The organism is Butyrivibrio sp. LB2008 (genome assembly GCF_000621565.1).
Taxonomy (GTDB): domain Bacteria; phylum Bacillota; class Clostridia; order Lachnospirales; family Lachnospiraceae; genus Butyrivibrio.
Genome location: NZ_KK211306.1, coordinates 231,159 through 244,100, shown reverse-complemented (window position 1 = coordinate 244,100; position 12,942 = coordinate 231,159). Strand labels below are relative to the sequence as shown.

General features: G+C 39.7%; 14 protein-coding genes. 9 read left to right on the top strand and 5 right to left on the bottom strand.

Annotation, left to right across the window (positions count from 1 at the left end; all coding sequences use genetic code 11):
• The first annotated feature begins 11 nt into the window (after window positions 1-11).
• The 9 genes from T356_RS0113665 (at window position 12) to T356_RS0113625 (ending at window position 10,287) form a co-directional block, all read left to right on the top strand.
• Complete coding sequence (locus T356_RS0113665) at window positions 12-1,952, top strand: ABC transporter ATP-binding protein (protein ID WP_026514964.1); 1,941 nt, start codon at window positions 12-14, stop codon at window positions 1,950-1,952.
• Window positions 1,953-2,365: 413 nt separating this feature from the next.
• Entirely contained in the window at window positions 2,366-2,635 is a 270-nt protein-coding gene (locus T356_RS0113660; RefSeq protein WP_242846614.1) for a helix-turn-helix domain-containing protein, read from the top strand.
• 11 nt (window positions 2,636-2,646) lie between these two features.
• The gene (locus T356_RS19525; protein ID WP_051563447.1) at window positions 2,647-3,615 is read left to right on the top strand and encodes a hypothetical protein; all 969 of its coding nucleotides are present in this window, start codon (window positions 2,647-2,649) and stop codon (window positions 3,613-3,615) included.
• 116 nt (window positions 3,616-3,731) lie between these two features.
• Window positions 3,732-5,615 carry a DNA helicase RecQ gene (gene recQ, locus T356_RS0113650; protein ID WP_035781165.1) on the top strand — a complete coding sequence of 628 codons (1,884 nt, stop codon included), beginning with the start codon at window positions 3,732-3,734 and terminating at the stop codon, window positions 5,613-5,615.
• 192 nt (window positions 5,616-5,807) lie between these two features.
• Window positions 5,808-7,385, top strand: coding sequence for a M56 family metallopeptidase (locus T356_RS20530; RefSeq protein WP_051563446.1), 1,578 nt, complete (start codon window positions 5,808-5,810; stop codon window positions 7,383-7,385).
• Window positions 7,386-7,420: 35 nt separating this feature from the next.
• Window positions 7,421-8,134, top strand: a complete 714-nt coding sequence (locus tag T356_RS0113640) for a hypothetical protein (protein WP_026514961.1) — start codon at window positions 7,421-7,423, stop codon at window positions 8,132-8,134.
• A 25-nt stretch (window positions 8,135-8,159) separates the two neighbouring features.
• Entirely contained in the window at window positions 8,160-8,522 is a 363-nt protein-coding gene (locus T356_RS0113635) for a BlaI/MecI/CopY family transcriptional regulator (RefSeq protein ID WP_026514960.1), read from the top strand.
• 3 nt (window positions 8,523-8,525) lie between these two features.
• Window positions 8,526-10,079 carry a M56 family metallopeptidase gene (locus T356_RS20525; protein ID WP_051563445.1) on the top strand — a complete coding sequence of 518 codons (1,554 nt, stop codon included), beginning with the start codon at window positions 8,526-8,528 and terminating at the stop codon, window positions 10,077-10,079.
• 28 nt (window positions 10,080-10,107) lie between these two features.
• Complete coding sequence (locus T356_RS0113625; RefSeq protein ID WP_026514959.1) at window positions 10,108-10,287, top strand: hypothetical protein; 180 nt, start codon at window positions 10,108-10,110, stop codon at window positions 10,285-10,287.
• Between the two features lie 320 nt (window positions 10,288-10,607).
• On the opposite strand, the gene T356_RS0113620 is transcribed toward T356_RS0113625, so the two are convergent.
• The 5 genes from T356_RS0113620 to T356_RS0113600 all read right to left on the bottom strand — a co-directional run bounded on the left by T356_RS0113620 (window position 10,608) and on the right by T356_RS0113600 (window position 12,935).
• Window positions 10,608-10,970: a response regulator gene (locus T356_RS0113620; RefSeq protein ID WP_022764589.1), complete on the bottom strand. Its 363-nt coding sequence runs from the start codon at window positions 10,968-10,970 to the stop codon at window positions 10,608-10,610.
• A 183-nt stretch (window positions 10,971-11,153) separates the two neighbouring features.
• Window positions 11,154-11,558, bottom strand: a complete 405-nt coding sequence (locus T356_RS19510) for a hypothetical protein (RefSeq protein WP_035781163.1) — start codon at window positions 11,556-11,558, stop codon at window positions 11,154-11,156.
• Entirely contained in the window at window positions 11,555-12,088 is a 534-nt protein-coding gene (locus T356_RS0113610) for a hypothetical protein (protein WP_026514958.1), read from the bottom strand. Before T356_RS0113610 ends, T356_RS19510 begins: the two co-directional genes overlap by 4 nt.
• Window positions 12,089-12,583 carry a DUF4860 domain-containing protein gene (locus tag T356_RS0113605; protein ID WP_026514957.1) on the bottom strand — a complete coding sequence of 165 codons (495 nt, stop codon included), beginning with the start codon at window positions 12,581-12,583 and terminating at the stop codon, window positions 12,089-12,091.
• Between the two features lie 10 nt (window positions 12,584-12,593).
• On the bottom strand, window positions 12,594-12,935 hold the full coding sequence (locus T356_RS0113600) for a hypothetical protein (RefSeq protein ID WP_026514956.1): 342 nt from the start codon (window positions 12,933-12,935) through the stop codon (window positions 12,594-12,596).
• Window positions 12,936-12,942 lie beyond the last annotated feature (7 nt).

Sequence of the window (12,942 nt, the reverse complement as noted above, 5' to 3'; positions counted from 1 at the left end):
GAGGATTCAAGATGGCAGAAGAAACAAAAGAGATAAAAGTCGGACCGGGCGGTGGTAACAGACGCGGTATGCCCAGACCAAAGATTGAGAATCCCGGAGCTCTTTTTTTGAGATTGATGGGATATGTGTTTAAATATTATCCCGTTCACATGGTTACTGTTTTTGTGTGCATACTTATAACGGTTGCGGCAAATATACAGGGAACTTTTTTTACAAAAAATCTTATTGACTTATATATACAGCCAATGCTTGATGGTAAAATCGATGGTTTCGGACCTCTTCTTGGGGCGATAGGAAAAGTTGCGGTATTTTATGCTCTTGGCGCGTTGGCAGCATATATTCAGGCAAGAGTAATGGTATATATCAACCAGGGAACGCTCAGAAGACTTCGTGAGGAGCTTTTTACACACATGGAGAGCCTTCCCATAAAGTATTTTGATACACACGCGCACGGTGATATCATGTCAATCTACACAAATGACATTGATACACTCAGACAGATGATCAGTCAGAGTATTCCTCAGCTGATCAGCAGTGTGATCACAATTTTTAGTGTGCTCATATCAATGTTTATTTTAAGCGTACCGCTTACTTTTGTGACGCTGTTCATGGTCGGAGTTATGCTTTTTTGCTCAGCTATGGCGACCAAGGCTTCCGGAAAGAACTTTGTGGAGCAGCAAAAGAATCTCGGTGCACTTAACGGCTACATTGAAGAGATGATGACGGGACAGAAGGTTATTAAGGTATTTAATCACGAGGATGAGAGCATCGCGAAATTTGATGAGCTTAATGAAGCTCTTTGCAACAGCGCATTTAAAGCTAACGCATTTTCGGGATCGCTTGGTCCCATCAATGCGCAGCTCGGAAATACAAGTTATGTTATCTGTGCTATGGTCGGCGGTGCGATAGCTCTTTCTGATAGTATTGCCGTAGGCTTCACGGTTGGTGCGCTTGCATCGTTCCTTACATTTAACAGAAACTTCAGTATGCCGATTAACCAGGTCAGCATGCAGCTTAATTCAATAGTAATGGCTCTTGCGGGTGCGGATCGTATCTTTAAGCTTCTCGATGCTGAGCCTGAGACAGATGAAGGCTATGTAATGCTTGTCGATGCGATTGAAGAAAACGGTGAGATAAAAGAGGCCGATCATCATACGGGACGCTGGGCTTGGAAGCACTATCACAAGGCTACAGATACGACAACATACCAGCCGATGGAGGGTGATGTAACTTTCAACGGTGTGGATTTTGGTTATACAGATGAAAAGATGGTCCTTCATGATATCGTTCTTCATGCCACACCCGGACAGAAGATTGCTTTTGTAGGTTCTACAGGTGCGGGAAAGACCACGATAACAAATCTGATCAACAGATTCTATGATATTCAGGATGGTAAGATCAGATATGATAATATCAATATAAATAAGATAAAAAAAGCGGATCTTCGCCGTTCACTCGGAATAGTGCTTCAGGATACGCACTTGTTTACGGGTACGGTTAAAGACAATATCAGATACGGCAAGCTCAATGCAACTGACGAAGAAGTAATCGCAGCAGCTAAGCTTGCAAACGCGCACAGCTTTATTAAGAGGCTTCCTGAAGGGTACGATACAATGCTCACGGGCGATGGAGCAAACCTTTCACAGGGACAGCGCCAGCTCCTTGCAATTGCGAGAGCAGCGATTGCAGATCCGCCGGTACTTATTCTCGATGAAGCTACATCGTCTATCGATACAAGAACAGAGAAGATTGTTCAGGACGGTATGGACAGGCTTATGAAGGGGAGAACTACCTTTGTTATTGCTCACAGGCTCTCTACCGTTAAGAACAGTGATTGCATAATAGTCCTTGAGCAGGGACGAATAGTAGAGCAGGGTACGCATGATGAGCTCATTGCCAAGAAGCAGAGATATTACCAGCTCTACACCGGAATGAAGTCGGAAACTGCGTAAGTTTTTTACAATATGCCTTTCTTGACGCCCGGCCGCAAAGGTATCCACTTGGAAATGCGCTGTGTACGGCTGCGTCGTGATTTCCATAAATTCAAAAACAGATAAATGCCTCATTTCATGTTATTCAGAACAATCGGCATTTATCTGTTTTTTCATTTTGGAAATCATCGACTCGTCCGAAGACAGCGCATTTCTAAGTTGATACCTTTGCGGCCGGGCTGTCTGTGAAAAGGATTATATTTGTGATGAAAAAAGAACGTAGTTTGGTAATTCAGCTTTTTAATACTCTTAAATATAGCAATTCTATGAAAGTAGTTTTAATAATTTGTTCTATTATTTTGCTTGACATGTAGTCATTGCGTGTATTATGATTTGTTGGTGCACGCAATGACTACAAAATATGTGAGGGGCTTATGAGAACTGAGAAATATAACATAGAAGGTATTGAGGTTGAGATTGAATTCAATGACAGGAGCGAGGCAGATGCGGAGCGTATGAGGATTGCGTATGTTTTTAGAGCAATTAGGGAGTTCTCGGGGATGAACAGGAAGGAATTTTCGGAGTGGCTTGAAATTCCTTATAGGACTATGCAGGAGTGGGAACTTGGGCGAAGGGTCATGCCGGAATATGTACTTAAGCTGATCGCATATAAGGTTGCAAATGAAAAGAGGAGAGAGTGTTGAAGTTATAAGTTATGGGGAAAAAGGATATATTAACTAAGCAATATCTTGCACAGGATGATGTTTTTGCCGATGCATTTAATTACTATTTTTTTGACGGGGAAGAGGTAATTAAACCGGAAGAGTTAAAAGAGCAGGATGCTACGGAATTAGCGGTAATAGATAAGATGAACAAAGTATTTACCAGCCAGAAGATGAGGGATGTGTTGAAACTTTGTAATATCAAGCGCAGTAAATATGCAACGATGGTTCTTTTGGGAATAGAAGGACAGACCAATATTCATTATGCTATGCCTGTAAGGGATTATCTATATGATGCTCTTAATTATGCTTCGCAGGTTGAGAATATCAGAAAGCAACATGAAGATAGAAGGGACTTATCAGGAGATGAGAAACTATCCGGTTTTTCGAAATATGATCGCATAATTCCGGTTATAACACTTTGCATTTGTTTTGATAAAAAGAAGTGGGATGCGCCTCGGTCACTTTTTGATATGTTTGGTGATATTGATCCGAGGATTGCTAAGTATGTTGATGATTATAGACTTAATCTGATAACGCCGGATGAGATAGAGGATTTTAATAAGTTTTCATCGGAGCTTGGCAAGGTTATGGAGCTCATACATGTTTCGGATGACAGAGAGAAGATGCATGATATAATAGAGGCAGGAAGTGATGAATTAAAGGTGAAAACTGTTGAAATGATAAATATGTTTGCCGGTACAAGGATTTCTACGGATAATGCGAAAGGAGGGCAAGTGATGGTTAGTAAGGCATGGCAGGAATTGGTAGATGCGGAAAGAGAAATTGGCCGCGAGGAAGGCCGTAGAGAAGCATGTGAAGAAGCACGTACGGAAGGTGCTGATATGCTTGCGAAACTTCTTAAGGTTTTGATTCCTGGTAGTAAAGAGTTTGATGAGGCACTGAACGCTACAGGTAAAGAGAGAATGAAACTTTATAAGAAGTATGGCATTTTAGATTAGTTTAATTATTAAGGTGTTTTCGCCGGATAGACAAGCTTCTGTCCGGCTTTTTATTTGATAGAAATTTTATCAGAAAAAAGAAATATTATGATAATAAAAGTTGGCATGGTAAATTTATGAGTGATGCATTAAATAAAAATGAATTATATAAAAACCCCGAAGAAGTACTAAAAGTCCTGTTTGGATACGATTCTTTCAGGTCGGGGCAGAAAGATATAGTTGATGCGATCTTAGACGGAAGAGATGTCTTTGGCGTTATGCCTACGGGTGCGGGAAAGTCTTTGTGTTATCAGATTCCGGCAATGATGCTTGAAGGCATAACATTGGTGATTTCTCCGCTTATTTCCTTGATGCAGGATCAGGTTAATTCTCTGAATGAAGCGGGAGTTGCGGCGGCGTATATCAATAGCTCTCTTTCTGAGAAGGATTTTTTTGAAACGGTAAAAAAGACCGGGAATGGTGAATATAAAATCTTATATGTTGCTCCTGAGCGGCTTATGACGGAAGGATTTATTGAACTTGCAAAGTCTATAAATATATCAATGATCACAGTTGATGAGGCTCATTGCATATCTCAGTGGGGACAGGATTTCAGGCCGAGCTATATGAAGATTGTCGAGTTCGTGAAATTATTGGATAAGAGACCTGTCATTAGCGCATTTACCGCTACAGCGACTGAGAATGTAAGGGAAGATATTGTTTGCACGCTTGGTCTTGATAAGCCTTTTGTTTTAATCGGCGGATTTGACAGGGAGAATCTGTTTTTTCAAGTTGATAAACCAAAGAATAAAGAACAGTATATTCTGGATTTTATTGCCGGACATCCGAATGAAAGCGGAATAATCTATTGTGCTACCAGAAAGAATGTAGACAGTCTGTATGAGATGTTGACAGAAAAAGGAATCTCGGCGGCAAAATATCACGCAGGAATGAGCGCTTCCGAAAGAAAGCAGATGCAGGATGATTTCGTTTTTGATTACAAAAGCATAGTTGTGGCTACCAATGCTTTTGGTATGGGTATTGATAAGTCGAATGTCAGATTTGTCATTCATTACAATATGCCTCAGAGTATGGAGAATTATTACCAGGAGGCGGGACGAGCAGGAAGAGACGGACTCGGTTCAAAGTGTATTCTTTTGTTTTCACCGCAGGATATTGTTATAAACAGATTTCTCTTAGAACACAAAGAAGCGGCAGATATTGACCCGGCAGACCTTGATATTATTAAAGAGCGTGATAATCAAAGACTTCAGGCTATGGAAAGATATTGCTATACAACAGAGTGTCTTCGTAATCATATCTTGAAATATTTTGGTGAGAAACCTGACAAACCATGCGAGGATTGCGGCAATTGCCGCAGAGAATTTGAAACGGTTGATATGACTGATGCGGCAAAGAAGATAATCAACTGTGTTTATGAAGCTAAAGGAAGATACGGCAGGGGAATTATCATAGATACTTTGCTCGGAGCCAAGACAGCAAGGCTAAAAGAAGTAGGTGCTGTGAATTATAGGTCGTACGGAGTACTTAATTCGGTAAAAAGAAGCATGTTGATGCGTGTTGTCGATCAGCTTGTTTATGATAAATACCTTGTTGTGGGTGACTATCAGGTTCTGAAGATGGGTGACATCAGCAGGCTGAAGAATCCGGGAGCTTCAGTAATGGTGAAGATAACGGATGAGGATAAGCGTCCTGAAAAAGCGCCCAAAGTAATCAAAAAAGCAGCCGAAAAGAGCTCGCTTACATCCTCAGGATATAAATTGTTTGAAAGACTCAGGGAGCTTAGGCTTGAAATTGCTCGTGAGGAAAACATGCCTCCATACATTGTCTTTAATGATAAAACTTTGATAGACATGTCAGCCAAAGTTCCGACAACAAAGGAAGAAATGCTGGAAATTTCCGGTGTCGGAGAGAATAAATTTAAGAAGTACGGTGATAGATTTTTGAAAGCGATTTCTGAGTGCTGTAAAGAGCTTCCGGAGCTTATCACGAAAAAATAAATTATTGGGATATGAAAGGCTTGAGCTTTTCATATCCTTTTTTGTTTGAGGAAATTCCTCAAACAAAAAACGCTCCGCTATGGATGCGACCGATGCGCAGAAGTATATTGACAGCACGGTCTAATGATAGTAGACTACAGTTAAAGGTTTACAATCAGTAGACTAAAGAAAAGGAAGGAAAGGAGGTAATGGATGGAGCAATTATTCATAGGTGTTTTGAATAATGCAATTACCGTAAGTGCGTTGATCGTTGCAGTCGTCGTGGTCAGAGCATTTGGGAAGAAGATGCCTAAATGGATTTCATGCTTGCTATGGATGATAGTTGCGGTAAAACTGGTTGTTCCCATACAGTTTGAATGTGTGCTTAGTTTGATACCTTCGGGAAAACCGATTCCGGCAAACATTGTTTTGGAAGCAAATCCGCAGATAAGTTCCGGTATAAACGGCTTGGACAGTTTTGTTAATCCAATGATCAGGCAGAATTTTGCACCGGATAAGTCGGTAAGTATCAATCCGTTGCAGATTTTTTTCCATATAGGTGCGATCGGGTGGCTTACAGGAATGGCAGTAATGCTGACTTACGCTCTTATAACATACATATTGATAAGGAAAAGAGTCAGTACTTCGGTGAAGATTGATTCAATGGTTTATGAGTGTGATGATATTTCAGATTCATTTATTCTTGGGACAATATCGCCGAAAGTTTATATACCTTCAACGCTGTCTGATGAAGCAAGAAAGTACATATTAAAACATGAATTTGCACATCTGAGCAGGCGAGATTATGTATGGAAACCGCTTGGCTTCTTGATCTTATCGGTATATTGGTTTAACCCGCTATGCTGGATAGCCTATATTCTTCTTTGTGAGGATATAGAATATGCATGCGATGAAAAAGTAACTAAAAACATTGAAAAGGGTGAGAAAGCTGAATATTGCAGAATACTATTGGAAAACAGTATGCCAAGAACTATGATTTCAGCTTGTCCGGTGACATTTGGAGGAACAGACGTGAAAAAAAGAATTAAGAATGTTGTAAATTATAAGAGACCTGCTTTTTGGATCACAACCGCATCTATTATGGTGTGCGTTGCAGTAGGAGTGTGTTTTGCAACCGGCAGAGATGTGAAGGTTGAAAGTAATGAGCAGAAGTTGCAGAAGGCTGAACTTGAGAATAATATTATAGCTTCAGATGGAGTAATCGAGCCTGAGAAAGAAGTAAATGAAAATGCTGTAGCAGAGGTTGTACCTGTATCTGCCGACGCAGAAAATACAAATACAAGTAACCCTAAGGATGCTGAGTTTACGTATAACGGAAATTCTGTATCTATAATGGATAGTTTTGAAGCAATAGATAAAGCTTTGGGAGGACATGATCCTTCATATTCAATTAAAAAGAGTGAGCAGTCACTTTACTCATATGGTAAAAATCAAGAAATCGGCATGATCTTGCGAAATGATTCAGGAACTGAATTTCCTGTTACAATCAGCACACGCGAGCCGGTTATGACTACTTCACGTGGCATCGCAGTCGGAAGTTCCAAAGATGAACTTATAGATGCATACGGCACTCCGAACGGTAAGCACCCTACCGCATATGATGGAACAACAGGAAGAGAGCTGACTGAAGAAGAATATATCCAGCTTTTTGGTGAATCTTTCATCTACGATCTGGGTGATTATACTATCAGTTTTTATGTTGATAATGACAAGGTAGTTTCAATCGAATATAGAAACAATGTAAATTACAATAAGTTCCAGTGGTCATAACATGATTGGTTAAAAGATAATAGGAGAAGACCGAAATGAAAAATAAAACGACAGCAATTCTTTTGGCAACACTTATGATTTCCACACTTGTTGGGTGTGGCGCAGTTTCATCAAATGCATCTGAAGCAGGCGCAAGTATTTTGGATAGTATAAGTAGTGATAATGATGCTTTGGCAGAAAACGGGGAAGTAGAAGATGCAGCTTCTTCAGATACAGATGACGTCAATACAGATTCCGGATCATCTGAAGCGGCTTCGGGAGATGTTAAGGATGCTGAGTTTACATATAACGGAAATTCTGTATCGGTAATGGATAGTTTTGAAGCAGTAGATAAAGCTTTGGGAGGATATAATGCTTCAAATTCAAATATAAAGAGTGAGCAGTCATTTTACTCATATGGAAAAGATGATGATGTCGTCGTGATCACGCGAAATGATTCAGGAACTAAATCAGTAATCACTATCGGCACACGTAAACCGGGCATTACTACTTCACGAAAAATTCAAGTCGGAAGTACAAAAGATGAACTCGCAGCTGCTTATGGAACACCAACTGAAACAAAGCCATATTCGTATACCGAATATGTTTTTGAAGAAGGCACAAATGAAGAAAAAGCTGTAGATCATACCGTCGAAGAAAGTACATATGACTTTGGCGATTACAAGATTGCTTTTACTGTTGAGAATGATAAGGTAATGACAGTTGAATATAGAAATACTGTAAATTACAATAAATTCGATTGGGATTAAATTTTTTTAAGTTACGGAGGTAACAATGGAAGAACTGAGATTAGGCGCTGTGGAAGGACAGTTTGCAGATATTATATGGCAAAATGAGCCTATCCCTTCAGGGGAGCTTGTAAAAGTATGCGAGCAAAAACTGGAGTGGAAAAAGTCTACCACTTACACAATGTTGAAGCGTTTGTGTGAGCGTGGGATATTTAAAAATGAAAACGGTGTTGTATCATCTGTTCTTACTAAAGAGGAGTTTGGCGCGGCACAGAGCGAAAAGATAATTGAGAATACTTTTAAGGGTTCACTTCCTGCATTTATCGCTGCATTTACTTCACGCAAGAAGCTTTCGGCCAAGGATGTCGAAGAGATACAGAAGATGATTGATGCGATAAAGGGGGAATAGCTTATGGAACAGATATTTTTGTTCGTGTTAAATAATGCTATCACCGTAAGTGCTCTTATCATTGCAATCATTATGGTAAGAGCACTTGGAAAAAAGATGCCTAAATGGATCACATGCATGTTATGGATAATTGTGGCATTCAGGCTGATCGTGCCGATACAGATTGAAAGCGCATTAAGCCTTATTCCTACAAGAGAGCCGATTCCTGTAAATATTGCAATGGAAAATAATCCGCAGATAAGCTCAGGGATAAGCAGCGTTGACAATTATTTGAACCCGGTGATCGGTCAAAGTTTTGCACCGAATCCGGAAGCAAGTATGAATCCGCTTCAGATATGCATCAATTTTGCGGGATTTGTGTGGCTTGCAGGTGTGATCATGATGCTTTCGTATTTTTTAACGACATATATGTTGTTAAAGAAAAAAGTCAGTGCTTCAGTAAAGATATCCAATAAAGTATATGAGTGCGATGATATTTCCGACTCTTTTATCCTGGGAAGCATATCTCCCAAAGTTTATATTCCTTCAGGTTTATCGGAAAAAGCAAAGGCATACATATTAAAACATGAATTTGCGCATCTGAGCAGATATGACCATATGTGGAAACCGCTGGGATTTGCGATTCTATCGGTATACTGGTTCAATCCTTTGTGCTGGATAGCTTATATACTTCTTTGTAAGGATATAGAGTATGCCTGCGATGAAAAAGTTACTAAGAATATTGAAAAGGGCGAGAAGGCTGAATATTGCAGGATACTGCTGGAAAACAGTATGCCGAGAAAGATGATAGCCGCATGCCCTGTGGCATTTGGAGAAACAGACGTGAAGAATAGGATAAAAAATATTGCAAATTATAAGAAACCGGCTTTCTGGATCACAATTGCATCCATTATAGTGTGCGCTGTAGTGGGAGTGTGCTTTGCTACAAATAAAGGTTCAGAACCTGTAAAGGAGCAGGAAACAAAGGGACTACAGCAAATCGCTATGTTTGATGCACCTAATGAAACTGTTCTTAGTGTTCGCAAAGGACCGGGCGCGGACTATGAAGCTATTGGATATATTATGCAAGACGATCCATACGAAATAATTGAAGAAGTTGATGGCTGGTACAAGATTAAATTGGATAATGGCGATGGTTATATAAACAGTGATTATGTAAAAATGATTTGGGCAAATGCTGAAATATCCGGTGAACAGGCGAGTGGCACCGAAAAATGGTTCAGCATTGCAGCTGCGGGAGACTGTGTTCTTTTGGAAAAAAAGTTACCGAAGCCGGAAAATTTCGGAAAAATTGTTTATGACAGTCCGGAAGCAGCACTTAAAGCTTGTGAGAGTGATGGTGAGGATTGGGGCATGATTGCTACAGATGAAAATTATGTTGTTTTGGCGAGACGCGAACAGGCTACAGACACCGGTCTATTTTCCAAAATCGATTCAAAGTGGGATGAGAAACTAAGGGAAACCAATAACAGTATTCTTAAAGAATATCTTGCAAAGGACATTAAAGATTATCATGAGATGCTCATAAAGATGAGGGGAGAATACTTGCAGAACTGAAACACCGAATGAGAGAGGAGTCATCAGTATGTTAGCATTATTTTCAGTAATAGTGCCCGGAGAAAGTATAGGCATACATAATATACTATTTATTGTGGCAACATTGTTGTTTTGGTTATTTATAGTACTAATATCAGGTGATATCTACGATATGAGAAGTGATATCCTTGCAAGTATTGGGACATCTGATGAAGTGCATATTCAGTGAATTTACAGCCTCTTTCTAGGAAGCCAGCAAAATGTAGTATTTTGCTGGTTTCAATAAACAGCCCGGCCACAAAGGAATACGTTCGGAAATTCGCTGTATTCGTACGAGGACGATGAATTCCCAAAATTCTAAAACAGATAAATGCCGATTGTTCTGAATAACATGAAATGAGGCATTTATCTGTTTTAGAATTTATGGAATTCACGCCGCAGACGTACACAGCGAATTTCCGAACGTATTCCTTTGTGACCGGGCGTTAAGAAAGGCTGCCACATTCATGAGTGACAGCCTTGGTTATACGTTTTGGCATTATATAAATATTATCCGATAGCTTTTTTAACAGCTTCAAGAACACGATCAGCCTGGAAAGGCTTAACGATAAAGTCTTTTGCACCCGCCTGAATTGATTCGATAACCATCGCCTGCTGACCCATTGCGGAACACATGATACATACAGCGTTAGGATCTGCAGCCTTAATTCCCTTAAGTGCACCAATTCCATCAAGCTCAGGCATTGTGATATCCAGAGTAACAAGGTCGGGTTTCAACTCATTATATTTCTCGATTGCGACTTTGCCGTTCTCAGCTTCACCCGCAATTTCATATCCATTCTTAGAAAGGATATCCTTAAGCATCATACGCATGAAAGCGGCATCATCAGTAATGAGTATTCTTTTTCCCATATTGAACCTCCAAAAAGTATTTTTAGTTGCTAAAAAAATTTAAGCAATTTTTTTCGAAATTAAGTAATTCGGTACATAATATATTGTAACACATGATTACGATAAAGCGAGTTAAAACGTTATTTAAAAAATAAAAATTTGATAAAATTTCGGTTTATAACAAGCTAAAGTTACCTTGTTCAATTATTTCAATACCGGCAGAGTATAGTCATACTCTGTGTTGTCGTGATTAACGACCTGCCACTGAATTATACTACAAGTATTGTTTGAATTGAAGGTTTTTTTTGCACTATTGGCAATTATCGCAATATCAAGTGATTGTTTATCGGTAATTGGTATGCTTTCCTTCATTATAGCACCTGTTTTTCCTTTGTCATAGCCTGAATTTACAGCGGCTACAAATGCATTTCCTTTGTGACAGGCTCTGTAGTAAGCAAGTTGTCTGTCAGAAAGATTTTTGCTTAGTGTGTAATCCGCTTTGGCGTTGACAAGAGTAAGCGTTGCAAATGATATCAGACATAAAACGGAAAAAACAAGAAGAATCGATGCTGTTCCGATATTTATACCATGTTTGCCTTTCTTTTTCACTTGGACTCCTTTTGGCTGATAAGCGTATCAACCGAATAATTTATAATAATGTGTTCGCTGTTAGCGGGGATGGTTGAGATAACATCCTTGATGTCGCGGATGTCAAAAACTGCTATATTCCCTCTCATGGCCGTTCCTGAATAATCGAAACCGTAATCGTTAACATCTGAGTATACTGATGTTGCAGCGGCTTTATCCGTGATCAGAAGTAACTCATAGGAAGCTTCCGAATGTGCATCCTGTACTATGTTCCATTCTTTGTCAAAAAATAAGATGACAGAATCGGGAGTGGTGTAAGCTGTGGGATACAGTTCCGCAATCTTTGAAACATCACCTTTACAACTGTAAAAAGCTTCTGACATGTTTTGTGACCAGATTGTTGCATTGCTGAGTGCTGTTGATTTCTCAGTGAGCTTGTGCGCTCCGACAAAAAGTCTTATCGAGACCGCAGCGGCAAGCGAAAAGAAAAAAACAGCTATTATAAGTTCCATAAGGAACAGACTTGTTCTCGAGTTGTTTTCAGGCATCATTTATTCCTCACTGACGCTTTTTGTTGTTACCAGAAATGATTCTTCCGTTCCGTCTTTTAAGATTACGTCAACGGAGAGAGTTGTGGGACCTACATATTTAACATCAAATTTGGTCAGTTCAAGTATCTTTTGCCCGGACTTTGGGTAAAGATCTTTCAGTTCGTCCATGGCAAAAAGTTCCATGAGATTTCCGTCATAATCGTAAATGTAGGTGTCATAGAGAATGCCGTTTTCTTCGCTTTGAAGAACCAGCGCATCCTGATCGAATATCTTTTTTACAAAGATTCCGCCGTTTACGTCGGATTGTCTGATTTTTTCCGTTATATATGCGCAGGCTGTTCGTTTGTAATAATTTTCGTCAACAGCCACGACATTTTTTTGATAAATATCCGCGCCTATCGTGATCACGGTGAGTGCGGAAAAGATAAAAAGAAACATCAGGCAGATAACAAAGACCATATCTATGATGTGACTTCTTGCTCCTTCAAGATCCATAAAAATTCCTCTATCGTATTTTGATAACCGTTACATCCGGGAACATATTTCCTGCAACGGGGCGGTAGTCCACAAAGAATGTGGATGAGTCGTATACAAGCCCGTAGTGTTCTTCGATATATGTAAGGCTCGGAGGATATCGGCCTTCAATGGAATAGCATTGTACAATATCCCTGTTTATGGCGTTTTCAAGTGAGGTTTGCTGCTTTTCAATCGTATTCCTGCCGGAAGCATCTATCGCAATGTAAAAAAGTACACATATCGCGATCAGGATGACGATTGATGCCCACCTGTAAACGGTATCCGAAATTTGTGAAAAAATGCCGCTTTTGGCTTCAAATCTGTTTGTCATATCCGTA